Here is a 22,923-nt window from a genome sequence, read left to right on the forward strand (position 1 = left end):
ATTGCGGAAAGAAAAAAATATGGTTGAAATAGAACTCGACGGCCAGAAGGTGGAAGTGCTTGAAGGCAGCACGGTGATGCATGCGGCCGAAAAGGCCGGCACTTACATTCCGCACTTCTGCTATCACAAGAAGCTGAGCATTGCCGCCAACTGCCGCATGTGCCTGGTCGACGTGGAGAAGGCGCCCAAGCCCATGCCGGCCTGCGCTACGCCCGTCACTCAGGGCATGATCGTGCGTACCAAGAACGACAAAGCCATCAAGGCCCAGAAGGGTGTGATGGAGTTCCTGCTGATCAACCACCCGCTGGACTGCCCGATCTGTGACCAGGGCGGCGAATGCCAGCTGCAGGACCTGGCCGTCGGTTACGGCGGCAGCGAATCGCGCTACGAGGAAGAAAAGCGCGTCGTCTTCCACAAGGACGTGGGCCCGCTGATTTCCATGCAGGAAATGAGCCGCTGCATCCATTGCACGCGCTGCGTGCGCTTCGGCCAGGAAGTGGCCGGCGTGATGGAACTCGGCATGTCGCATCGCGGCGAACACGCCGAAATCGAAACCTTCGTCGGCATGTCGGTGGACTCCGAGCTGTCCGGCAACATGATTGACATCTGCCCGGTGGGCGCGCTGACCAGCAAGCCTTTCCGCTACAGCGCCCGCACGTGGGAACTGTCGCGCCGCAAGTCGGTCAGCCCGCACGACTCGACCGGCGCCAACCTGATTGTCCAGGTCAAGAACAACAAGGTCATGCGCGTCGTCCCCCTGGAGAACGAAGACGTGAACGAATGCTGGATCGCCGACCGCGACCGCTTCTCGTATGAAGCCCTCAACGGCGACGAACGCCTGACCAGCCCCATGCTCAAGCAGGGCGGCGAATGGAAGGCTGTCGACTGGCAGACCGCGCTCGAATACGTGGCCAACGGCCTCAAGCAGATCAAGGCCGACCACGGTGCCAGCAGCATCGGCACCCTGGCCAGCCCGCACAGCACGCTCGAAGAGCTCTACCTGGCCGCCTCCCTGATGCGCGGCCTGGGCAGCGAGAACATCGACTACCGGCTGCGCAACGCCGAGTTCACCGCACCTTCGGCCATCCGCTGGCTGGGTACCTCCGTTGCCTCGCTGTCGCAGCTGCAGCGCGTGCTGGTGGTCGGCTCCAATCTGCGCAAGGACCACCCGTTGTTCGCGCAGCGCATACGCCAGGCCGTTCGCAAGGGCGGGGCGCTGAGCACCGTCAATTCCACCGCCGAACTGGCAAACGCCGACGCCTGGGCCATGCCTGTCGCCAATAGGCTGCTGGCAGCGCCCGAAGCCTGGACCCAGGCCCTGGCCGATGTGGCTGCCGCGATTGCCGCTGACAAGGGCGTTACCGCGCCCGCCGCCGGCCAGGCTACCGACGCCGCCAAGGCGATCGCCAAATCCCTGCTGGGCGGCGAGCGCAAGGCCATCCTGCTGGGCAATGCCGCGGCGCATCACACCAAGGCCTCCAGCCTGCTGGCGCTCGCCAACTGGATCGGCGAGCAGACCGGCGCCACCGTGGGCTACCTCACGGAAGCCGCCAATACCGTGGGTGCCCAACTGGCCGGCGCCTTGCCTGCCGGCAAGGGCCTGAATGCCGGTCAGATGCTGGGCGGCCAGCTCAAGGCCGTGATCCTGCTCAACAACGAACCCGAGTTTGACTCGGCTGCCGGCGCCAGCGCCAAGTCTTCGCTCAACGCCGCACAGATGGTCGTGACGCTGAGCCCCTTCAAGGCCAACATGGGCTTCAGCGATGTGCTGCTGCCGATTGCGCCTTTCACCGAAACACCCGGCACCTTTGTGAACGCCGAGGGCCGCGTGCAAAGCTTTCACGCCGTCGTCAAGCCGCTGGGCGATACCCGTCCGGCCTGGAAGGTGCTGCGCGTGCTCGCCAACGTGCTGGGCTTGCCCGGCTTTGATTTTGAATCCGCGCAGGACGTGCTCAAGCAGGTCGCGGGTGCCGATGCGGCGCAGCTTCCCGCGGACAAGCTCGGCAACAGCACCCAGGCCGCTATCGACCTGTCGGCCGCTATCGTCCAGGTGCCTGCGGTGGCCAGCATTTACCAGCTCGACGGGCTGGTCAGGCGCGCCACATCGCTGCAGCTGACGGCGGATGCCCGCCAGGCCGCCGGCGTCGAAGCCAGGCTCGAAGGAGTGACGGCATGATTGATGGAATCTTCGCGTTTGGCCAGGGTTTGATGGGCGGCATCTGGCCGGCCACGGTATGGCCTGTGCTGTGGACGCTCATCAAGATCGTCTGTGTCCTGTTGCCGCTGATGGGCCTCGTGGCTTACCTGACCTTGTGGGAACGCAAGGCCATCGGCTTCACGCAGATTCGCCTCGGCCCTAACCGCGTCGGGCCTTTCGGCCTGCTGCAGCCAATCGCCGATGCGCTCAAGCTGCTGACCAAGGAAATCATCATCCCCACGGCGGCCAGCAAGGGCCTGTTCGTGCTCGGCCCCATCATGACCATCATGCCGGCCCTGGCCGCCTGGGCCGTGATTCCCTTCGGGCCCGAGATCGCGCTGGCCAACATCAACGCCGGCCTGCTGTTCCTGATGGCCATCACCTCGCTGGAAGTCTATGGCGTGATCATCGCGGGCTGGGCTTCGAACTCCAAGTACGCCTTCCTCGGCGCCATGCGCGCTTCGGCGCAAATGGTCAGCTATGAAATCGCCATGGGCTTCTGCCTGGTGGTGGTGCTCATGGTGTCCGGCAGCCTCAACATGACTGACATCGTGATGAGCCAGGGCAAGGGCATGCTGGCAAGCAACGGATGGACTTTCCTGTCCTGGAACTGGCTGCCACTGTTGCCGATTTTTGTCGTGTACTTCATCTCCGGCCTGGCTGAGACCAACCGCCACCCCTTCGACGTCGTCGAAGGCGAGTCCGAAATCGTGGCTGGCCATATGGTCGAGTACTCGGGCATGGCTTTCGCGATGTTCTTCCTCGCTGAATACGCGAACATGTGGCTGGTCGCCATCCTGGCCGTGCTGCTATTCCTGGGCGGTTGGTTGCCGCCTGTTGAAGCCCTGAGCTTCATTCCGGGCTGGATCTGGCTGGGTGCCAAGACCTTTGTGGTGGTCACCATGTTCCTGTGGGTGCGCGCCACCTTCCCGCGCTTTCGTTATGACCAGATCATGCGTTTGGGTTGGAAGATTTTTATCCCCGTGACCCTGGTCTGGCTGGTGGTCGTTGGCGCCTGGATGCAGACGCCTTACAACATCTGGAAGTGACTATGGCCCCCACGCTTTTCACCGCGTCTTCGACTTCGTGTAATGCGCTGCCCCCCGAGGGGGCGCTGCGCCTGCGGCCCGGCAAAGCCGGTTCCGCGGCCCCTGCTGGCTTGAAGAGCCCTTGTGTACGCCTACGCCTTACTTCTGCAGGAATCTGATTTATGTCCGCCGTCGCTTCCATCAAAGACTTTGCGTCGAGCTTCATGCTCACCGAGCTGTTCAAGGGCATGGCCCTGACCGGCAAGTACATGTTCAGCCGCAAGATCACGGTTCAGTTTCCCGAAGAGAAAACTCCGCTGAGCCCGCGTTTTCGCGGCCTGCATGCGTTGCGCCGCTATGAAAACGGCGAAGAGCGCTGTATCGCCTGCAAGCTCTGCGAAGCGGTGTGTCCTGCGATGGCTATCACCATTGAGTCCGACGTGCGTGAAGACGGCAGCCGTCGCACCTCGCGCTACGACATCGACCTCACCAAATGCATCTTCTGCGGTTTCTGCGAAGAAAGTTGCCCGGTCGATTCCATCGTTGAGACCCACATCTTTGAATACCACGGCGAGAAGCGCGGCGACCTGTATTTCACCAAAGAGATGCTGCTGGCCGTGGGTGACCGGTATGAATCCGAAATTGCCGCCAACCGCGCGGCAGACGCCAAGTACCGCTGAATCCCAAGCCGCTGGCTCAAGAAAGAATCCACAACAACATGGACGCTAAAACAGGTCTTTTTTATGTTTTTGCCGCGGTGCTGCTGTTTGCAGCATTCAAGGTGATTACCGCCCGTAACCCCGTGCATGCGGCGCTATACCTCGTGCTGGCATTCTTCCAGGCATCCGCCGTCTGGATTCTGCTCAAGGCCGAGTTCCTGGCCATTACGCTGGTGCTGGTTTATGTGGGTGCTGTGATGGTGCTCTTCCTGTTCGTCGTGATGATGCTGGACATCAATATTGACAGTGTCCGCAAGGGCTTCTGGAAGCACTTCCCGCTGGCCGGGTCAGTGGGCGCCATCATCGCGCTGGAAATGTCTTACGTGCTGATGGGCGGTTTTCGTGAGCCACCCAAGGCCGCGACCGCCGCGGGCCAGATAGGCGCGCAGATCTCCAATACCAAGGAGCTCGGCAAACTGCTGTACTCCGAATACCTCTATCCGCTGGAAGTTGCCGCGGTGATTCTGCTGGTGGCCATCATTGCGGCCATCGCGCTGACCTTGCGTGCACGCAAGGACTCCAAATACCAGAACCCTTCAGAACAGATACGGGTCAAGCGCGCTGACCGTGTAAGCCTGGTCAAGATGAAATCCGTTGTGGCCGCACCAGCTGTCATTCCGGCTGCAGTACCTGCCGAGGAAAAGAAGCCATGACGCTCACACTGGGACATTTTCTTTCGCTGGGCGCGATGCTGTTCGCGCTGTCGGTCATCGGCATCTTCCTGAACCGCAAGAACCTGATCGTGCTGCTCATGGCCATCGAGCTCATGCTGCTGGCGGTCAACATGAATTTTGTGGCCTTCTCGTACTACCTGAATGACATGGCCGGCCAGGTATTTGTGTTCTTCATCCTGACCGTCGCTGCGGCCGAATCGGCCATAGGCCTGGCCATCCTGGTGCTGCTGTTCCGCAACAAGTCCAGCATCAACGTCGACGAACTCAACACGCTCCAGGGCTAAAGATGACGCTCCCCCCCGAAGCGGCCTCCGGCCGCCTCCCCCTCAAGGGGGCGCCGCTGACGGCCCGGCAGAGCCGGTTCCGTGGCGGCCCTGGCATGGCTTCCTTGTTTGCCAGCGCAACTTGCTTGACGAAGAAAAACTGATATGGCATCCACCCTCAACGCTTCAACTCTGCTGGCCGTCCCGCTGGCGCCGCTGGCCGGCGCCTTGGCGGCCGGTATTCTCGGCACCTCTTTCGGCGGCAACTGGATAGGCCGGCGCCTGTCGCACACCCTCACCATCCTCGGGGTGCTGGTGGCTTTCATCATTTCGGCCATGACGCTCAAGAGCGTGGCGATTGACGGCGCGCGCTTCAACGAGACGCTCTACACCTGGATGAGCGTCGGTGGCCTGAAAATGGAAATCGGTTTCCTGGTCGACGGCCTCACAGCCATGATGATGTGCGTGGTGACCTTTGTGTCGCTCATGGTGCACATCTACACCATAGGCTACATGGAAGAAGACGAGGGCTACAACCGCTTCTTCGCCTACATCTCGCTGTTCACCTTTTCCATGCTGATGCTGGTGATGAGCAACAACATGCTTCAGCTGTTCTTCGGCTGGGAGGCCGTGGGTCTGGTGTCCTATCTGCTGATCGGCTTCTGGTTCAACAAGCCGACCGCCATCTTTGCAAACATGAAGGCCTTCCTGGTCAACCGCGTGGGCGATTTCGGTTTCATCCTTGGCATCGGCCTGATCGCTGCCTATGCCGGCACACTGAACTACGGCGAGGCCTTTGCCAAGGCCGGCGAGCTTTCCAAGCTGAGCTTCCCGGGCACCGGCTGGATGCTGGTAACCGTGATTTGCATCTGCCTCTTCATTGGCGCCATGGGCAAGTCAGCGCAATTCCCTTTGCACGTCTGGTTGCCGGATTCCATGGAAGGCCCAACCCCGATCTCCGCGCTGATTCACGCAGCAACCATGGTGACGGCCGGCATCTTCATGGTGGCGCGCATGTCACCGCTGTTTGAGCTCAGCGATACCGCGCTCAGCTTCATCATGGTGATAGGTGCCATTACGGCGCTGTTCATGGGCTTTCTCGGCATCATCCAGAACGACATCAAGCGTGTGGTCGCGTATTCCACACTTTCGCAGCTGGGTTACATGACGGTGGCGCTGGGCGCCTCGGCCTATTCTGTCGCGGTGTTCCACCTGATGACGCACGCCTTCTTCAAGGCGCTGCTGTTCCTGGCCGCGGGCTCGGTCATCATCGGCATGCACCATAACCAGGACATTCGCTGGATGGGCGGCGTACGCAAGTACATGCCCATCACCTGGATCACTTCGTTGCTGGGTACGCTGGCCTTGATCGGCACGCCGTTGTTCGCGGGTTTTTACTCCAAGGACAGCATCATTGAAGCCGTGCATGAGAGCCACCTGGCAGGCGCTGGCTTTGCCTACTTCGCGGTGCTGGCAGGTGTCTTCGTGACGGCCTTCTATTCCTTCCGGCTGTATTTCCTGGTGTTCCACGGCAAGGAACGCCATGACCAGAATCCCGACGCGCACCACCACGGTCACGACGACCATGGCCATCATGACGAACACCACGAGCCGCACGAATCCCCGTGGGTGGTGACGGTGCCGCTGATCCTGCTGGCGATTCCGTCGGTGGTCATCGGTTTCATGACGATACAGCCCATGCTGTACGGCGATTTCTTCAAGGACGCCATCTTCGTGGACCTCGAGAAACATCACGCCATGGAAGAGCTTAAGCATCTGTTCCACGGCCCATGGCAGATGGCTTTGCACGGCCTGATGGCGCCACCGTTCTGGCTGGCTCTCGGGGGCTCGGTGCTGGCCTGGTATATGTACATGATTAACCCCGCCTTGCCGGCCGCGATCAAGCGCATGTTCATGCCCATCTTCACGTTGCTCGAAAACAAGTACTACTTCGACTGGTTCAACGAAAACGTGCTGGCCCGCGGCACGCGCGCTCTCGGCACCGCGCTCTGGAAGGGTGGCGACCAGAAGCTGATCGACGGTGCGCTGGTCAACGGTTCGTGGAAGGTGATCGGCTGGGTCTCCGGCATGGTTCGCCGGCTGCAGTCCGGCTACATCTATCACTATGCCTTCGGCATGATCATTGGCGTGTTTGTGTTGATGACGTATTTCGTCTGGCTCAATCGCTGATCAGTTCAACAAAATCAAGGAAGAACAAGAATGGGTTTGTTGAGTCTTGCGATCTGGACGCCGATTGTTTTCGGTGTGGTTCTGCTGGCGCTGGGCCGTGACGAGCAGGCGCGCAGCGTCCGCTGGGTCGCACTGATAGGCGCGGTCGTCAGTTTCCTGGTGACGCTGCCCTTGTACAGCGGTTTTCAGCTGGACTCGTCGGCGATGCAGTTTGTCGAAAAGGGCAGCTGGATCCAGCGGTTTAATGTCAACTACCACGTAGGTGTTGACGGCATATCGCTGTGGTTTGTGCTCTTGACGGCCTTTATCAATGTGGTGGTCATCATCGCCAGCTGGGAAGCCATCACCACACGCGTGAACCAGTACATGGCTTCTTTCCTGATCCTGAGCGGGCTCATGATCGGCGTGTTTTCGGCACTTGACGGCATTCTGTTTTACGTGTTCTTCGAGGCCACGCTGATCCCGATGTACCTGATCATCGGCATCTGGGGCGGCCCCAACAAGATCTACGCGGCCTTCAAGTTCTTCCTGTACACCTTGCTCGGCTCCCTGCTGATGTTGGTGGCGCTGATCTTCCTGTACAACAAGTCGGGCGGCAGCTTCGACATCCTGACCTGGCACAAGCTGCCGCTGGGCAGCACGGTGCAGACATTGCTGTTCTTTGCCTTCTTCGCGGCGTTTGCCGTCAAGGTGCCCATGTGGCCGGTCCACACCTGGCTGCCTGACGTGCACGTTGAAGCTCCCACCGGTGGTTCGGCTGTGCTGGCCGCCATCATGCTGAAGCTGGGCGCATACGGTTTTCTGCGGTTCTCGATGCCTATCGCTCCGGATGCCGCGCATGAATGGGCCTGGCTCATGATTGCACTGTCGCTGATTGCCGTGATCTACGTCGGCCTGGTGGCGCTGGTGCAGCAGGACATGAAGAAGCTGGTGGCTTATTCGTCAGTGGCCCACATGGGCTTTGTCACCCTGGGTTTTTTCATCTTCAACGACCTGGGCGTTTCCGGCGGCATCGTGCAGATGATCGCCCACGGCTTTGTGTCGGGCGCGATGTTCCTGTGCATTGGTGTACTGTACGACCGCGTCCATTCGCGCGAGATCGCCAGCTACGGCGGCGTGGTGAACACCATGCCCAAATTTGCGGCTTTTGCACTACTTTTTGCCATGGCCAACTGCGGCCTTCCGGCCACAGCCGGTTTCGTCGGCGAGTGGATGGTTATTCTGGGTGCGGTCAAATACAACTTCTGGATAGGCGGCGCGGCAGCGACGGCACTCATATTTGGCGCAGCCTACACCCTGTGGATGTACAAGCGCGTTTACCTGGGCCCCGTGGCCAATGACGACGTCAAGGCACTCGTCGACATCAACAGCCGCGAATTCCTGATGCTGGCGCTGCTGGCCATCGCTGTGCTGTACATGGGCATCTATCCCAAGCCGTTTACCGATGTGATGAATACTTCAGTGGCGGACCTGCTCAAGCACGTCGCGGCCTCCAAACTGAACTGAAGCAACTACAAAGAATTCAGATGATTGACAAACTCTCCTGGATCACGGTTTATCCGGAAATCGTCCTCCTGACCATGGCCTGCGTGATTGCGCTGGTGGACCTGGGCGTCAAGACGCCGCAGCGTACGCTGACCTACTTGCTCACGCTGTTGACCCTGGCCGTCGTGGCGGCCATGGAGGCTGCCTACGCATCTGGAGGCCAGACCTTCTATGGTTTCGGCAACATGGTTGTCAGCGACCCCATGGGCGGCTGGCTCAAATGCTTTGCCTGTATCACCGTGATGATTACGCTGGTCTATGGCCGCCCTTACGCGGCAGATCGCGACATGCTGCGCGGCGGTGAGTTCTTCACTCTGAGCTTGTTCGCGCTGCTGGGCATGTTCGTCATGATCTCGGGCCACAACTTCCTGGTGATCTACATGGGCCTGGAATTGCTGACCCTGTCCAGCTATGCGCTGGTGGCCCTGCGCCGCGACAACGCCACTGCCACCGAAGCCGCCATGAAGTACTTCGTGCTGGGCGCGCTGGCTTCGGGTTTCCTGCTGTATGGTCTTTCGATGCTGTACGGCGCGACCGGCTCCCTGGACCTCAACGAAGTGTTCAACGCGATTGCCAGCCGCCAGGTCAAGCACCAGGTATTGATTTTCGGCTTGGTCTTCATCGTGGCTGGCCTGGCCTTCAAACTGGGCGCTGTGCCTTTCCATATGTGGCTGCCTGACGTCTACCAGGGTGCGCCTACAGCCGTGACCCTCCTGATCGGTGGAGCGCCGCAGCTCGCGGCCTTTGCGATCTGTATCCGCCTGCTGGTCGAAGGCCTGTTGCCGCTGGCAATTGACTGGCAGCAGATGCTGGGATTGATGGCCATCGGCTCGCTGCTGGTGGGCAATCTGGCCGCAATTGCGCAGTCCAACCTCAAACGCATGCTGGCGTTCTCCACCATCTCCCAGATGGGCTTCTTGCTGCTCGGCCTGCTGGCCGGCGTGGTCAACGGCAACCAGCTCAACACTGAATCCGCCTACAGCGCAGCGATGTTCTATGCACTGACTTATGTGCTCACCACTCTGGGTGCTTTCGGCATCATCATGCTGTTGGCACGGGCAGGGCATGAGTCTGAAGAGATCGTCGATCTGGCCGGCCTGAACCAGCGCAGCCCGTTGTACGCCGGCGTGATGGCCATCAGCATGTTCTCGCTGGCCGGCCTGCCGCCGCTGGTGGGGTTTTATGCCAAGCTGTCCGTCCTGCAGGCGCTGATTTCCTCGCAACAAACCAGCTACATTGTGCTGGCCGTTTTTGCGGTGATCATGTCGCTGGTGGGCTCCTTCTATTACTTGCGTGTGGTCAAGGTCATGTACTTTGATGCACCCTTGGCCCATAACGCCCAGCCGGTTTCTGCGCCGGCAGATGCCAAGGCAGTGCTGGCCATCAATGGTGCGCTCATCCTGATCCTAGGCATCATGCCTGGCGGTTTGATGACCCTGTGCGCGCAGTCCATCAGCAGCATCGTCAAATCACTGGGTAGCTGACCTCTGCCATGACCCAAACTGCTTCAGTCTGGCTGGTCGTGCTGCTGGCCTTGCTGGCAGCCAACCTGCCTTTCATCAGCAATCGCCTGTTCGCGGTCTACGCGCTCAAGTTGCCGAAAAACCTGGCAATCAGGGCTGCAGAGCTGGTGGTCTGGTACCTGGTTGTCGGCGGTCTGGGCTTATACCTTGAGCAGCGGAGCGGTCAGATTGCACCGCAAGGCTGGGAGTTTTATGCCATCACCGGTACGCTCTTCATCACCTTTGCGTTTCCCGGATTTACCTGGCGCTACCTGTTCAAGCACCGCCCATGAGCGCATCTTCCGGTCCTGATCAAGCCGGTGCAATTGCCGACGCGCACCTCGTCGAGACCTGCATCGATTCGGTCGAGATCCTGAGAGGGAATTTCCTGCATGCCTTGCGCGATACCGTCAGGCTGCCCGATGGCAACCAGGCAACGCGCGAATACGTCATTCACTCCGGTGCCGTGATGATCGTGGCGCAACTGGACGACGGGCGTCTGGTGCTGGAGCGCCAGTACCGCTACCCCATGCGTGCCGTGATGGTGGAGTTTCCCGCGGGCAAGCTCGATCCGGGCGAAGGTTCGCTGACCTGCGCACAGCGTGAACTGCTGGAGGAAACCGGTTACACCGCACGTGAATGGGCGAGGGCGGGCGTGTTGCATCCGGTGATCTCGTACTCTACCGAATTTATTGACATCTGGTTTGCGCGCGGGCTGACACTCGGCCATCGCAAGCTGGATGCCGGGGAGTTTCTGGACGTCTTTACGGCAACACCCGCTGAGCTTCTTGCCTGGTGCGCCAGCGGCGAGGTCACGGATGCAAAAACATTGACAGGCGCACTGTGGTTGCAAAACGTGCTCTCCGGGGCGTGGGCTTTGGACTGGCAAACTGCAACACCCTGATCCCCCGGCGATAATCCGGCCATGAAAGTCCTGAATCTCCAATGTGCGCACCAGCATTCATTTGAAGGCTGGTTTGCGTCCGAGGACGACTTCCAGGCCCAGCTGTCGCGCGGCCTGATCGAATGCCCGATGTGTGCCGACAAAAGCATCCAGAAACTTCCCAGTGCACCACGTCTCAACCTGGGTGGCCATGACATCGTGAGCGCAGGCAGCCGGGCTGCTGCGTCTTCACAAGTTGCCATTCCGAACCCGGCGCGGGTCGTCGAAGGCGAGGCCAACGCCATGGCGGGTATACCGGCCGCAAAGAGTCAGGCAGAGCAGGCCGCGTTCCTGAAGGCCTTGCGTCATGTGATGGCGCATACCGAAGATGTCGGAAGCCAGTTTGCGGATCAGGCCCGCCGCATGCACTATGGCGAACTGGAGGCGCGCAGCATTCGCGGCCAGGCCAGTGCGCGCGAAACCGTGGAACTGATAGAGGAGGGCATCGACGTCATGCCCTTGCCTTTGCTGCCTGGGATCAAGGAAACGTTGCAGTAATGACCCCCACGGTCGTTCGCTTCGCGTAACTCCCGAGGCCTTGCAGGCCGCGGCTCGCGAGACGCTTCGCCTCTGTCGCCTGTCCAAACCTGCTCAAGCAGGTTCGGAGCCGCAGGCTCCAGCCCCTAGGGGGCCGCTGCGCCTGCGGTCTGGCGAAGCCAGTCCCGCGGAGAAATAGAGCCCCCACGCTTTTCACTTCGTGTAATGCGCTGCCCCCCGAGGGGGTGCTGCGCCTGCAGCCCGGCAAAGCCGGTTCTGCGGCCCCTGCTTGAAAGGTTGTCCAGGTCGTTGACGCGCAGGTCCCGGCGCTGACCCAGTAACTCAGGGGTACAGGCCGCGCAACTCGCGCGTGTGCAGGATTCGCTTGCAGGCCACGATGAAGGTGGCGGTACGCAGGCTGACCTTCTGGTCTTGCGCCACGGCCCAAACACCGGCAAAGGCGTCTTTCATGATTTTCACCAGGCGCTTGTTGATTTCTTCTTCGTCCCAGAAGAAGCTGGAAAAATCCTGCACCCATTCAAAGTAGCTGACGGTCACGCCGCCGGCATTGGCGATCACGTCCGGCAGCACCAGCACGTTGCGGTCATGCAGGATGTCGTCGGCGGCAGGTGTCGTCGGGCCGTTCGCGCCTTCAATGATCATGCGCGCCTTGATGCGGCCGGCATTGGCGGCAGTGATTTGCTGCTCAAGTGCGGCCGGAATCAGGATGTCGCACTCCACGTCCCAGAACGCGTCATTGGCAATGACTTCGGCTTCGGTGAATCCGGCCACACTGCCATTGGCTTCCACATGACGCAGCAGCGCCGGCACATCGAGGCCGGCTTCACGGTAAATCGTGCCGCCATGGTCTTGCACCGCGACCACACGTGCGCCGGTTTCGGCAAACAGCTTGCCCGCCACACCGCCCACATTGCCAAAGCCTTGCACGGCGACCCGTGCGGTACTGATATCAAGGCCAATGTGCTTGGCCGCTTCGGTGCCCACGGTGAACACGCCGCGCCCCGTGGCTTCACGCCGGCCCAGCGAGCCGCCCAGGTCGACCGGCTTGCCCGTGACGACGCCGGTTGAGGTGGAGCCGGTGTTCATCGAGTAGGTGTCCATCATCCACGCCATGATCTGGTCGTTGGTGTTGACGTCCGGCGCGGGGATGTCCTTGTTGGGGCCGATGATGATGCCGATTTCGCTGGTGTAACGGCGCGTCATGCGCTCAAGCTCGCCACGCGAAAGCTTTTTCGGGTCGACGCGGATACCGCCTTTGGCACCGCCGTACGGCACGTTCACCGCCGCGTTCTTGACCGACATCCAGGCCGACAGCGCCATCACTTCAGACAGCGTGACGTCCTGGTGGAAACGCACACCGCCCTTGCCGGGACCGCGCGAAACGTTGTGCTGCACACGGTAGCCTTCAAAGTGCGCCACGGTGCCGTCGTCCATGTGAATCGGCACGTCCACGATCAGCACACGCTTGGGCCGCTTGAGGGTTTCAGCCCAGCGCGCCAGGCTGCCCAGGTGCGGAATGACGCGGTCTACCTGCTGCAGGTAGTTGCCCCAGGGGCCCAGGTTGTCCGCCTGCAGGTAAGACGGAAGCGGGTGAGACCCGGCGGGGGTGGGAACAGAAGAGGCTGCGTGTGACATTGAAAAAGCTCCTTGTGGGATTTCTTGCGGGAAAGTCTGCGGGAAGAATCAATGGACGGAGCTTAAAAGCCTCGGCCTAAATAGTCCAAGGCATTGTTCACCAATATCTATGCAAATAATGCATATCGCTGATTTTTGATGGCTGCTGAAGCTGCGCAACCCGCGTCGTCACACCGTGAACTGCAGCGCCGCCAGCCGCGCATAAACGCCCCCGCGGTTTACCAGCTCGGCATGCGTGCCTTGCTCCACCAGCCGCCCATGGTCCAGCACCAGGATGCGGTCAGCCTGCTGCACAGTGGCCAGCCGGTGCGCAATCACCAGCGTCGTGCGGTCCTTCATGGCCGACTCCAGGGCCGCCTGCACCATGCGTTCGCTTTCGGCATCCAGCGCGCTGGTGGCTTCATCCAGCAGCAGCAGCGGAGCGTTTTTCAGCATCGCCCTCGCGATCGCAATACGCTGGCGCTGGCCACCGGAAAGCCGCACACCGCGCTCCCCGAGAAAGGTGTCGTAGCCTTCGGGCAGGGCGGTAATGAACTCATGCGCGAAGGCCGCCCTGGCCGCTGCACGGGTCTCTTCATCAGTGGCTTCAGGTTTGCCGTAGCGGATGTTCTCCAGCGCGCTGGTCGAGAAGATGACGGCGTCCTGCGGCACGATGCCGACGCGCTGCCGCAAATCGTGCAGCGCCATGTCGGCTGTGCGCACGCCATCCAGTTCGATGCGGCCCGAGGCCGGGTCATAAAACCGCAGCAGCAGCTGGAACACCGTGCTCTTGCCTGCGCCGCTGGGTCCCACGATGGCCACCGTTTCACCGGGCGACACGCTCAGGGAAAAGTTTGTCAGGGCAGCTTGCGCGGGCCGCGACGGGTAGTGAAACGTCACTGCTTCAAATTTGATAGCGCTTCCCGCCCGTGTGACCTGCCCGGGAACCGGATTTGCCGGTGAAATGACGGGTGAACGCGACGTCAGCAGCTCCATCAGCCGCTCGGTGGCGCCGGCCGCCCGCAGCAGGTCGCCATAGACCTCGCCCAGCACGGCCGCCGCGCTGGCCAGGATGATCACGTAAACAACCGTCTGCCCCAGGTGGCCCGCCGTGATGTCGCCCCGCATTACCGCCTGCGTGCCCTGGTACAGGCCCCACAGCAGCGCCGCCGACGTGGCGATGATGATGAAAGCCACCAGCACCGAGCGCGCCCTGGTGCGGCGAATCGCAGTGTTGAAGGCATTGGTGGTTGACGCATCAAAGCGCGCGGCCTCGCGGCCTTCAGCGGTGTAGCTTTGCACCACCGGAATGGCGTTAAGCACTTCGGCCGCGATCGCGCTGGAGTCGGCCACGCGGTCCTGGCTGGCGCGCGACAGCTTGCGTACACGCCGGCCAAACCAGACCGAGGGCGCGACGATCAACACCAGCACCACCAGTACCTGCACCATGAGGTACGGGTTGGTATAGACCAGCATCCCCAGCGCGCCCACGCCCATCACGGCATTGCGCAGGCCCATGCTGAGCGAAGAGCCCACCACCGTCTGCACCAGCGTTGTGTCGCCGGTCAGGCGCGAGAGCACTTCGCCTGTCTGTGTGGTTTCAAAAAACTCGGGGCTTTGCCGCACGACATGCGCGTAGACCGCATTGCGCAGGTCTGCCGTCACGCGCTCGCCCAGCCAGCTCACCATGTAAAAGCGGCCTGCCGAAAAAAGGCCCAGCGCCGCTGCCACCCCAAACAGCTCAAAGAAATGGGTGCGCAGCGCCATCAGCTGCTGGCCCTTGTCCGCCGCGCTGAGCCCGCCGTCAATCAGGCTGCGCAGGGCCAGCGGAAACACCAGCGTGGCAACGGCCGCCATCACCAGGAAAAACATCGCCAGAACAATCCGCCCCCGGTAGGGACGCAGGAAGGGAACGAGGCCGGAAAGGGAGCGGGGCGCGCCCTTGGGCGCATTGGAAAGGGAAGAAGTAGCCATGCGGGGAGTTTAGCCATAAAAGATGTCTGTACAAACACAGCCTTGACAATGTTTGTCTAGGCATGTATTATTCGTGTCCATGAAATCCGAATCCAGCCGTCCGCCAGCTGTCCCAGTTCCCCTTTGTGGGTTGCCGGCCGAGTTTTATTGCGCGACCGATTACGACGCCGGGCAAAGCACCGGTGCGCTGATGCGCCAGATCCTCAACAGCGTCTCCCAGCAGGTCACGCGCGAACTGGAGCCCCAGGGCCTCACCAACGCGCAGTGGGTGCCCATGCTCAAGATCTACCTCGGCAAGGCCTCCACGGTGGCTGAACTCGCCCGTGTGTGCCAGCTCGATGCCGGCTCCATGACCCGCCTGCTCGACCGGCTCGAAGCCAAGGGCTTTTGCCGCCGCATCCGCTCCAGCGAAGACAGGCGCGTGGTCAATATCGAACTGACACCCGAAGGCCGCGAAGCCGCGAAAGAAATCCCTGCGGTGCTCAGCCGTGTGCAAAACGCCCACCTGGCCGGCTTCACGGTCGATGAGTGGCAAAACCTCAAAGGCTACCTGCGCCGCATCCTTGAAACAGCGCAGACCCTTCAAGCCCTTCAAGCAGCGAATGAAAAAGATGACAAATAACAGCAACACCCTTTGCAGCGCGTCCGCTTCTGTCTCGGCTTGCGTTTCGGTGAACCAGGCCGAACACGCTGAGCCGCGCCTGCCGCTCTGGCGCGCCTCTTTCCGTATGGCCCTGGTGGCCGCCGCCAGCGTGGTGGCCGTGGGCCTGATGGCGACCGGCCTCACGGGCTGTGCCGACATGTCGGGCATCGCGCCGCATTCCAGCCTGCGTGACGCGCCTTCGCTGGGCCTGGCTGCCGACACCGCCAGCCAAACGCCGGCCCAGGCGCCGCTGGCCGCCGAATGGTGGCGCGAGTTTGGCGATGTGCAGCTCAACGGCCTGGTCGACCAAGCCCTGCAAACCAGCCCGACCTTGAAGCTTGCGCAGGCCCGCCTGGCGCGCGCACTGGCCGTCACCGAGGTTGCCGATGCCGCCACGCTGCCGCAGGTCACCGGGCAGCTGGACCTGACGCGCCAGCAATACACCGCCAATGGCGCAGTGCCCGCACCACTGGCAGGCTCCATCCGCAACAGCGGTACAGCGCAGCTCGCGGTGAGCTGGGAGCTTGATTTTTTCGGCAAAAACCGCGCCGCGCTGGATGCCGCGCTGGGCACCGCCAGTGCCGCTGAAGCAGACGCGCAGGCCGCACGCTTGCTGCTGGCCAGCAATGTGACCCGCACTTACTTTCAGCTGGTTCGCCTGAACGAGCAGGTGACGGTGGCCCGCCGCACGCTCGCCCAGCGTGAAGAAACCCTCAAGCTGGTGCGCGACCGCGTCGACGCCGGCCTGGACACCCGCCTGGAGCTGCGCCAGAGCGAAGGCGGCCTTCCCGAAGCGCGCCTGCAGCTCGAAACCCTGCAAGAGCAGATGGCCCTCACGCGCAACGCGCTCGACGCCCTCATTGGCAAGCAAAATGGCACTGCAGCCCTTTCCCTTCCGGCGCAAGCAGCTATCAAAAACGTAGCAACCGCCACGGCCATTCCCGCCGACCTGCTGGGCCGGCGCGCCGACATCGCCGCTGCGCGGTGGCGCGTAGAGGCTTCGTCCAAAGACGTGGTCAACGCCAAAACCCAGTTCTACCCCAACGTCAACCTGGTCGCCTTCGCCGGTTTTTCCAGCATCGGCCTCGGTCGCCTGCTTGACTCGGGCAGCCAGCAGTGGGGTGTCGGGCCGGCCTTGCGCCTGCCGATTTTTGACGCCGGCCGCCTGCGTGCCAACCTGCGCGGCAAGACGGCCGACCTGGACGCCGCTGTCGAAAGCTACAACGCCGCCGTGATCGACGCGGTGCGCGATGTGGCCGACCAGGTCGCGTCATCGCAAGCCATCACGCGCCAGCAAACCGAGCAGCGCGCCGCGCAGGAAGCCGCGGAAGGCGCCTATGACATCGCCGTGCAGCGCTACAAGGCCGGCCTGGGCACCTACCTCAATGTGCTGACCGCCGAAACCAGCGTGCTGGCACAGCGCCGTCTGGCGGTAGACCTCTCGGCCCGCGCGCTCGACACACAGGTCGCGTTGATACGCGCCCTGGGCGGCGGCTACGGCAATCCCTCGGCGCAGGCGCCGCAAGCGCAGGATGCTACAAAAACAATAGCTGCTGGCGCTCGTCCTGATTGGGCTACAGCCGGTTTTAATTCTGAAAAATTGCCCGCAGCGCATTAAGCGCCGGCCCAAACGCAAGTAACGCATCGTTCCGAATCAACCAACACCTGACACCATCATGAGCGACACAACATCTACCAACTCCCCAGCTTCCGACGCACCAGCACAACCGCCCGCAGGAAACCCCAAACGCAAAAAGGCGTTGACGGCGCTCGCGGCCGTGGTGGTCGTTGCAGGGCTGGGTTGGTCTGCCTATGAATACCTGGTGGCCAGCCATTACGAGTCCACCGACAACGCCTACGTGCAGGGCAACGTGATCCAGATCACGCCGCAGATCGGCGGCACCGTCATGGCCATCATGGCCGACGACACCGATTTCGTGAAAGCCGGCCAGACGCTGGTGCAGCTTGACCCGGCCGATGCGAAGGTTGCGCTGGAACAGGCCGAGGCCGCACTGGCCCAGGCCGTGCGCCAGGTGCGCACGCTCTACGCCAACAACGGCACGCTGGCAGCGCAGATTGCCCTGCGCGATGCCGATGTGGTCAAGGCGCAAAGCGACATCGCCCGCGCCAGCGACGACCTGAATCGCCGCCAGTCGCTCACCGGCAACGGCGCGGTGTCCAAAGAAGAACTCAACCACGCGCAGACGCAGCTGGCCACCGCCAAAAGCGCGCTGGCTGCGGCGCAGGCCGGTGTGGTCGCTGCACGTGAGCAACTCACCAGCAACCAGGCACTGACCGAAGGCACCAGCGTCGAACAGCACCCCAGCGTGCAGGTTGCCGCCGCCCGGGTGCGTGAGGCCTACCTGGCCACGCAGCGCGCCGCGCTGCTGGCGCCCGTGGATGGCTATGTGGCCAAGCGCACGGTGCAACTCGGCCAGCGTGTGGCCGCCGGCGCGCCGATGATGTCCATCATCCCGCTCAACCAGGTCTGGGTCGACGCCAACTTCAAGGAAGTCCAGCTGCGCAACATCCGCATCGGCCAGCCCGTGACGCTGGTAGCTGACCTGTACGGCAAGAAGGTGGAATACAAGGGCAAGGTGGCCGGCCTGGGCGTCGGCACCGGTGCGGCTTTCTCGCTGCTGCCCGCACAAAACGCCACCGGTAACTGGATCAAGGTGGTGCAGCGCGTTCCGGTGCGCATCGCGCTGGACGCCAAACAGCTTGCCGACAACCCGCTGCGCGTGGGCTTGTCGATGGACGCCGAAGTGGACGTGAGCAGCAAGGAAGGCAAGACCCTGGCCGATGCGCCGCGCGACGCTGCCCTGGCACACAGCCAGACTTACGGCACGCCTGACGACGCGGCCGACAAGGATGTGCAGCGCGTCATTGCCGCCAACACCGGCAAATCCGTGAAGCTGGCCAAGCCCGCCGTCGCAGTCAGGCCGGCCTTGCCGCAGGGCGGCGCTGTTTCGCCCGCCCAGGCCGGCGCCGATGCGCAGCGCCTCGCGTTCAGCCACACGCTGTCGCTGGCTGGCAACCGCGTGGCGCCCTAAGCCACAAGCCTCACACAACCCGCAACCCGCACTTCCAGCTCGCGCAACCGCAGCGATTTCCCGTAGCGGTTTCCACCAGCCCCTTATTCGCAAGGCTTTCATGGCTTCCGCACCTGCTCCCGCCCCCGCCTATGTCCAGCCGCCGCCGCTGACAGGCTCCGCCCGCCTGTGGGGCACGCTGGCCCTGTCGGCCGCGACATTCATGAATGTGCTCGACACGTCCATCGCCAACGTGTCGTTGCCCGCGATTGCCGGCGACCTGGGCGTGAGCCCCAACCAGGGCACCTGGGTCATCACCAGTTTCGGCGTGGCCAATGCGATTGCCGTGCCGCTCACCGGTTGGCTATCGCAGCGCTTCGGCCAGGTGCGTCTGTTCACGGCCAGCGTCATGCTGTTCGTGCTCACGTCGTGGCTGTGCGGCCTCGCGCCCAACATGACCACGCTGATTTTTCTGCGCGTGCTGCAGGGCCTGGTGGCCGGGCCCATGATCCCGCTGTCGCAGGCGCTGCTGCTGTCGAGCTACCCGAAAGCACTGGCGGGGCTGGCCATGGCGCTCTGGTCCATGACCACGCTGATCGCGCCGGTGATGGGGCCGCTCCTGGGCGGCTGGATCACCGACAACATTTCATGGCCCTGGATTTTTTATATCAATATTCCCGTCGGCTTTGGCGCTGCCTTCATCACCTGGAGCATCTTCCGGAAGCGTGAAAGCGTCACGCGAAAGCTCCCCATCGATTCAGTGGGTCTGGCGCTGCTGGTCATCTGGGTCGGCGCGCTGCAGATCATGCTCGACAAGGGCCAGGAGCTCGACTGGTTCCATTCCGGTGAAGTGATTGCGCTCGGCATCATCGCGCTGGTGGGCCTGATCGCCTTCGTGATCTGGGAACTGACGGAAGAGCATCCGGTGGTCGACCTCACGCTGTTCAAGAAGCGCAACTTCTGGGCCGGCGCGCTGGCGCTGTCGGTGGGCTACGGACTCTTCTTCGGCAACGTCGTATTGCTGCCGCTGTGGCTGCAGCAATACATGGGCTACACCGCCACGCAGGCCGGCATGGTGCTGGCGCCTGTCGGCGCCTTCGCGTTGCTGCTGTCGCCCGTCGTCGGCAAGAACATCGCGAAAGTTGACCCGCGCCGCTTCGCCGCGTTTGCCTTCATGGTATTTGCGCTGGTGCTGTGGATGCGGTCCAACTTCAACACCCAGGCCGACTTCCGCACCATCATGATCCCGACCATCATCCAGGGCGTGGCCATGGCCTTCTTCTTCATCCCCCTGGTCACCATCACGCTGTCGGGCATTTCGCCCGACAAGATTCCCGCGGCCTCCGGCCTGTCGAACTTCGTGCGCATCACGGCCGGCTCCTTCGGCACCTCGATTGCCACCACCATCTGGCAAGACCGCGCCGCCATGCACCACGCGCAGATCAGCGAATACGTGAACCAGGGCAGCACCGCCACCAACAGCGCCCTCACGGGCCTCGCCGGTGCCGGCCTCACGCCCGACCAGGCCCTGGGCACCATCAACCGCCTGGTCGACCAGCAGGCCTACATGCTGGCCGCCAACGACGTGTTTTATGCCTCCTCGCTGATCTTCCTGCTGCTGATTCCGCTGGTGTTTTTGACGCGGCATACCAAGGCGGGAGCGGGGAGTGCGGACGCCGCTGCGGGCGCGCACTGAGGCCTCTGCGTGGGGTTGGAACGAGGGCGGCGCTTTGTGCACCGCTTTTTTTTGCTATTAAATCAGTAGCTGCTTGCGCCTGTCTGCATTGGTCTACAGGCCTGTTTCGTATCTAAAAAGCAGCCCCCAAGTGCTCAAAAGCAAGGGGTTTTGGCGCTGCCACACTTTGCAAAGGCCCGCAGCCTCCTCCAAAGCTAATTTGGGCCTCTTTTTAGGTATTAAAATGGGCTGAAGCCCAAACGGAATATGCGCGAGAAGCTATCAAATCAATAGCGTTTCAGGCGAGCAGGGCGTCCAGCGGGCTGGCGGTGCCGCCAGCGGCAACCTTCCGCACATGGGCGTAAATCATCGAGGTGCAAGGCGCAAACGGATATGGGCTCTACCTTGTGTTCCGATGTCGCGCGGATGCGTCATGTGGCCGTTGCGGCCATGCCATCGGACAAAAAAACGGACCCAATACAGGTAAGTTTTCTCAGTGCCAAGGCCATAGTGCAAATACCGAACCCGCTCCCGGACCTGATCCAGCAAGCGGGCAGACTGCAGTGGAGGATTGCGGGGTTTCACAGAATTTTTATGCCTGTATGAATTTACAGTATATTTCTTCGAGGCCCAGCATGCAAGCGGCTTACAGAGGGTTTTTATGTCCAAATTAGATTGCAACCGCCAGGTTATACGGCAGGTTTTGCGGCATACATTACGTTAGGCGCCTCATGAAGGTCAAAGCTCTCGCAGCCTTTCAGGCATCCTTCCCCATCGATTCAGAATACGACCATCCAGATGGTTGTTATCTCGCCCGAAAGATCGAGCAACACTTGCGAACCTTCCTTCCGATCGTGGAAGAATTCGACAACTGGCGCGACTGTGGTTGGTACGTTCCGTGTACGGTAGAAGGCAGTCGGGTTTGGGTATGCTTTGCGCGCTACTTTGAAGGTGAAGCATGGCAGCTCTTCATCGAACCAATTGGCCTGCCTAGCTTTGTCGGCAGGCTGTTCGGCAAGCGTCCACCTCCGCGTACCGCCGCCATTCAGCGGCTTGCTATCGAAGTTGATCGCGTACTTAAGAATGAACCCACAGTTTCAGAGGTCACGTGGGCAATCAATAACGATCCGCGGCGTGGTGGAGCGTCCAGCCCTGCCTCTCTACCTTGGCCTATCGATGCCGGCGCCTAACCCTTCCATCGAGGGGATGCCCAGAAGGCTACGCCTTTCGGTCACCCCTCATGTCAAACGTTATAGCGCATGAGAAACATCGTCCTTCTCATTGCTCTTTGCGGAGTTTGCGGCTTGTCCGCTCTTGCCCAGAAGGCGCCCTCGGTCGTCACTTCGACTCAGATCGAGGAGTACCAAGCAAAGGGCGAGGCGCAATGTGTTGCGGCCGGGCGCGCTGACGGTCGTCGTCCCGCTGCGGCAGTGAAATCGTATTGCGAGTGCGTATTCGACGCGTTGAAGGAATCGATGACATTCATTGAGTGGAAGGAGGCTTACCAGCTTTCCTTTGTTGACCCAGAAGCCGAATGGAGCGTGTTCGACAGACGGACAGATCGAATTGCGCCGCGGTGCGCGCGGAGGACGCTGTAGTATGTCTTCAGCGATGGAGCGCTCTAACCTGTCAATCGACACGGACCCACAACAACAGAAGGCGGCTTCGCCGCAGGCGTCGTGGCACGGTCATCTCCGACGTTAGACATCGGCATGCAGGCAGGGTCTCAACGTGACGTGGCAGAAATCGGGCGACTGGCCTACCTCGTCCGACTGGTCGCGGGGTTAGCCTTCGCAGCAGTTCTTTACTTTCTGACAGTTCTAGCTTTCATGAACTCTGCCGGTTCCTCCGTGCTTGTGTTGGTGCTGCTCGCTGTAGCCGGCGTTCTTGTGAACGTGGTGGGCCTTACGTACGTCATGGCCAAGTTCGTCCTGGTTCCGCGTCTGCGAGACGCGGGCTTCTTCGGCCCCCTCATGTGGTTGATGTTGGCCCTTTGCGTCTTTCCCGCAACAGCTCCGTTCTTTGTTCTTGCCCTGACTTTGATCCCCAGCGGGTTCGTGCGAAGCTAGGGACCGATGTCTAACATGCCAATCGACGCGGACCCACAACAGCAGGAGGCGGCTTCGCCGCTCATGTTGGTGGCCCGGTCATTTTTACGTTAAACGGCAGGCATGGCAGCATTCAAGCATCACAGCGCTTTCCCAAAGGAAAAGGACATTCAAGGGCGCCTGTACCCGCATGTCTGCTTTCATTGTAAGAAGTCTTTTAAAAAGCCCATTAGTGAGGCACCAAGGCTTTGCCCGCAGTGCACAGGCGAAATGGTGAGGCTCAGTCGCAAATTCTCAGCACCTGCCGCAGTTGACACTCTTCAATGGAAAAAGGTGCAGCTTTTGGTGGAGCACGGCTTTCTATTTCAGTCGGTTTAT

The 22,923-nt window shown here is 61.5% G+C and carries 20 protein-coding genes and 1 pseudogene; 18 read left to right on the forward strand and 3 right to left on the reverse strand.

The genetic code is table 11. The features are described 5' to 3' along the window. The first annotated feature begins 19 nt into the window (after positions 1-19). From nuoG to AC1DWQ_RS22380, 11 genes are all read left to right on the forward strand, one after another. Positions 20-2,176, forward strand: coding sequence for an NADH-quinone oxidoreductase subunit NuoG (nuoG, locus tag AC1DWQ_RS22330; protein ID WP_477671597.1), 2,157 nt, complete (start codon positions 20-22; stop codon positions 2,174-2,176). Next, complete coding sequence (gene nuoH, locus AC1DWQ_RS22335; RefSeq protein ID WP_477671598.1) at positions 2,173-3,246, forward strand: NADH-quinone oxidoreductase subunit NuoH; 1,074 nt, start codon at positions 2,173-2,175, stop codon at positions 3,244-3,246. Before nuoG ends, nuoH begins: the two co-directional genes overlap by 4 nt. Before the next feature lie 161 nt (positions 3,247-3,407). After that, complete coding sequence (gene nuoI / locus AC1DWQ_RS22340) at positions 3,408-3,905, forward strand: NADH-quinone oxidoreductase subunit NuoI (RefSeq protein WP_436155269.1); 498 nt, start codon at positions 3,408-3,410, stop codon at positions 3,903-3,905. Between the two features lie 38 nt (positions 3,906-3,943). After that, positions 3,944-4,597 (forward strand): NADH-quinone oxidoreductase subunit J, encoded by a 654-nt coding sequence (locus AC1DWQ_RS22345; RefSeq protein ID WP_477671599.1) that lies wholly within the window; start codon positions 3,944-3,946, stop codon positions 4,595-4,597. Continuing rightward, on the forward strand, positions 4,594-4,902 hold the full coding sequence (gene nuoK / locus AC1DWQ_RS22350; protein ID WP_007864437.1) for an NADH-quinone oxidoreductase subunit NuoK: 309 nt from the start codon (positions 4,594-4,596) through the stop codon (positions 4,900-4,902). The genes AC1DWQ_RS22345 and nuoK overlap by 4 nt, the downstream gene beginning before the upstream one ends. 144 nt (positions 4,903-5,046) lie before the next feature. Further along, positions 5,047-7,071: an NADH-quinone oxidoreductase subunit L gene (nuoL, locus tag AC1DWQ_RS22355; protein ID WP_477671600.1), complete on the forward strand. Its 2,025-nt coding sequence runs from the start codon at positions 5,047-5,049 to the stop codon at positions 7,069-7,071. Positions 7,072-7,101: 30 nt separating this feature from the next. After that, positions 7,102-8,577 carry an NADH-quinone oxidoreductase subunit M gene (locus AC1DWQ_RS22360; RefSeq protein WP_477671601.1) on the forward strand — a complete coding sequence of 492 codons (1,476 nt, stop codon included), beginning with the start codon at positions 7,102-7,104 and terminating at the stop codon, positions 8,575-8,577. A 20-nt stretch (positions 8,578-8,597) separates the two neighbouring features. Next, complete coding sequence (gene nuoN / locus AC1DWQ_RS22365; RefSeq protein ID WP_477671602.1) at positions 8,598-10,100, forward strand: NADH-quinone oxidoreductase subunit NuoN; 1,503 nt, start codon at positions 8,598-8,600, stop codon at positions 10,098-10,100. 8 nt (positions 10,101-10,108) lie between these two features. Continuing rightward, positions 10,109-10,411 (forward strand): DUF2818 family protein, encoded by a 303-nt coding sequence (locus AC1DWQ_RS22370; protein WP_457279055.1) that lies wholly within the window; start codon positions 10,109-10,111, stop codon positions 10,409-10,411. Then, complete coding sequence (locus tag AC1DWQ_RS22375) at positions 10,408-11,022, forward strand: NUDIX domain-containing protein (RefSeq protein WP_477671603.1); 615 nt, start codon at positions 10,408-10,410, stop codon at positions 11,020-11,022. The genes AC1DWQ_RS22370 and AC1DWQ_RS22375 overlap by 4 nt, the downstream gene beginning before the upstream one ends. Before the next feature lie 21 nt (positions 11,023-11,043). After that, positions 11,044-11,559: a DUF1178 family protein gene (locus tag AC1DWQ_RS22380; protein ID WP_477671604.1), complete on the forward strand. Its 516-nt coding sequence runs from the start codon at positions 11,044-11,046 to the stop codon at positions 11,557-11,559. Positions 11,560-11,880: 321 nt separating this feature from the next. Here the strand turns inward: AC1DWQ_RS22380 and AC1DWQ_RS22385 are convergent, their stop codons facing one another. Continuing rightward, positions 11,881-13,194: a Glu/Leu/Phe/Val family dehydrogenase gene (locus AC1DWQ_RS22385; protein ID WP_477671605.1), complete on the reverse strand. Its 1,314-nt coding sequence runs from the start codon at positions 13,192-13,194 to the stop codon at positions 11,881-11,883. A gap of 168 nt (positions 13,195-13,362) precedes the next feature. Continuing rightward, positions 13,363-15,147 (reverse strand): ABC transporter transmembrane domain-containing protein, encoded by a 1,785-nt coding sequence (locus AC1DWQ_RS22390; RefSeq protein ID WP_477671606.1) that lies wholly within the window; start codon positions 15,145-15,147, stop codon positions 13,363-13,365. Positions 15,148-15,226: 79 nt separating this feature from the next. Between AC1DWQ_RS22390 and AC1DWQ_RS22395 the strand changes: the two genes are divergently transcribed. The 4 genes from AC1DWQ_RS22395 to AC1DWQ_RS22410 all read left to right on the forward strand — a co-directional run bounded on the left by AC1DWQ_RS22395 (position 15,227) and on the right by AC1DWQ_RS22410 (position 20,518). After that, the gene (locus tag AC1DWQ_RS22395) at positions 15,227-15,769 is read left to right on the forward strand and encodes a MarR family winged helix-turn-helix transcriptional regulator (RefSeq protein ID WP_477671607.1); all 543 of its coding nucleotides are present in this window, start codon (positions 15,227-15,229) and stop codon (positions 15,767-15,769) included. Positions 15,770-15,875: 106 nt separating this feature from the next. Continuing rightward, entirely contained in the window at positions 15,876-17,408 is a 1,533-nt protein-coding gene (locus AC1DWQ_RS22400; protein ID WP_477671628.1) for an efflux transporter outer membrane subunit, read from the forward strand. Between the two features lie 58 nt (positions 17,409-17,466). Continuing rightward, positions 17,467-18,843, forward strand: a complete 1,377-nt coding sequence (locus AC1DWQ_RS22405; RefSeq protein ID WP_477671608.1) for an EmrA/EmrK family multidrug efflux transporter periplasmic adaptor subunit — start codon at positions 17,467-17,469, stop codon at positions 18,841-18,843. 100 nt (positions 18,844-18,943) lie between these two features. Next, positions 18,944-20,518 (forward strand): DHA2 family efflux MFS transporter permease subunit, encoded by a 1,575-nt coding sequence (locus AC1DWQ_RS22410; RefSeq protein WP_477671609.1) that lies wholly within the window; start codon positions 18,944-18,946, stop codon positions 20,516-20,518. Positions 20,519-20,863: 345 nt separating this feature from the next. Here the strand turns inward: AC1DWQ_RS22410 and AC1DWQ_RS22415 are convergent, their stop codons facing one another. Then, entirely contained in the window at positions 20,864-21,082 is a 219-nt protein-coding gene (locus AC1DWQ_RS22415; RefSeq protein ID WP_477671610.1) for a phage integrase N-terminal SAM-like domain-containing protein, read from the reverse strand. A gap of 146 nt (positions 21,083-21,228) precedes the next feature. Between AC1DWQ_RS22415 and AC1DWQ_RS22420 the strand changes: the two genes are divergently transcribed. From AC1DWQ_RS22420 to AC1DWQ_RS22430, 3 genes and pseudogenes are all read left to right on the forward strand, one after another. Then, the gene (locus AC1DWQ_RS22420) at positions 21,229-21,687 is read left to right on the forward strand and encodes a hypothetical protein (protein ID WP_477671611.1); all 459 of its coding nucleotides are present in this window, start codon (positions 21,229-21,231) and stop codon (positions 21,685-21,687) included. Between the two features lie 69 nt (positions 21,688-21,756). Further along, positions 21,757-22,095, forward strand: a complete 339-nt coding sequence (locus tag AC1DWQ_RS22425; RefSeq protein ID WP_477671612.1) for a hypothetical protein — start codon at positions 21,757-21,759, stop codon at positions 22,093-22,095. Between the two features lie 573 nt (positions 22,096-22,668). Continuing rightward, positions 22,669-22,923, forward strand: a pseudogene (locus tag AC1DWQ_RS22430) (hypothetical protein); the annotation flags it as partial.

Source organism: Polaromonas sp. P2_G11, assembly GCF_056403595.1.

Coding starts and splice junctions, on each gene's coding strand:
- AC1DWQ_RS22375 (WP_477671603.1), top strand. CDS start 10,408: ATGAGCGCATCTTCCGGTCCTGATCAAGCCGGTGCAATTGCCGACGCG.
- AC1DWQ_RS22380 (WP_477671604.1), top strand. CDS start 11,044: ATGAAAGTCCTGAATCTCCAATGTGCGCACCAGCATTCATTTGAAGGC.
- AC1DWQ_RS22345 (WP_477671599.1), top strand. CDS start 3,944: ATGGACGCTAAAACAGGTCTTTTTTATGTTTTTGCCGCGGTGCTGCTG.
- AC1DWQ_RS22395 (WP_477671607.1), top strand. CDS start 15,227: ATGAAATCCGAATCCAGCCGTCCGCCAGCTGTCCCAGTTCCCCTTTGT.
- AC1DWQ_RS22420 (WP_477671611.1), top strand. CDS start 21,229: ATGAAGGTCAAAGCTCTCGCAGCCTTTCAGGCATCCTTCCCCATCGAT.
- AC1DWQ_RS22405 (WP_477671608.1), top strand. CDS start 17,467: ATGAGCGACACAACATCTACCAACTCCCCAGCTTCCGACGCACCAGCA.
- AC1DWQ_RS22400 (WP_477671628.1), top strand. CDS start 15,876: ATGGCCCTGGTGGCCGCCGCCAGCGTGGTGGCCGTGGGCCTGATGGCG.
- AC1DWQ_RS22390 (WP_477671606.1), bottom strand. CDS start 15,147: ATGGCTACTTCTTCCCTTTCCAATGCGCCCAAGGGCGCGCCCCGCTCC.
- nuoL (WP_477671600.1), top strand. CDS start 5,047: ATGGCATCCACCCTCAACGCTTCAACTCTGCTGGCCGTCCCGCTGGCG.
- AC1DWQ_RS22425 (WP_477671612.1), top strand. CDS start 21,757: ATGAGAAACATCGTCCTTCTCATTGCTCTTTGCGGAGTTTGCGGCTTG.
- nuoI (WP_436155269.1), top strand. CDS start 3,408: ATGTCCGCCGTCGCTTCCATCAAAGACTTTGCGTCGAGCTTCATGCTC.
- nuoH (WP_477671598.1), top strand. CDS start 2,173: ATGATTGATGGAATCTTCGCGTTTGGCCAGGGTTTGATGGGCGGCATC.
- AC1DWQ_RS22385 (WP_477671605.1), bottom strand. CDS start 13,194: ATGTCACACGCAGCCTCTTCTGTTCCCACCCCCGCCGGGTCTCACCCG.
- AC1DWQ_RS22410 (WP_477671609.1), top strand. CDS start 18,944: ATGGCTTCCGCACCTGCTCCCGCCCCCGCCTATGTCCAGCCGCCGCCG.
- AC1DWQ_RS22370 (WP_457279055.1), top strand. CDS start 10,109: ATGACCCAAACTGCTTCAGTCTGGCTGGTCGTGCTGCTGGCCTTGCTG.
- AC1DWQ_RS22360 (WP_477671601.1), top strand. CDS start 7,102: ATGGGTTTGTTGAGTCTTGCGATCTGGACGCCGATTGTTTTCGGTGTG.
- nuoG (WP_477671597.1), top strand. CDS start 20: ATGGTTGAAATAGAACTCGACGGCCAGAAGGTGGAAGTGCTTGAAGGC.
- nuoK (WP_007864437.1), top strand. CDS start 4,594: ATGACGCTCACACTGGGACATTTTCTTTCGCTGGGCGCGATGCTGTTC.
- nuoN (WP_477671602.1), top strand. CDS start 8,598: ATGATTGACAAACTCTCCTGGATCACGGTTTATCCGGAAATCGTCCTC.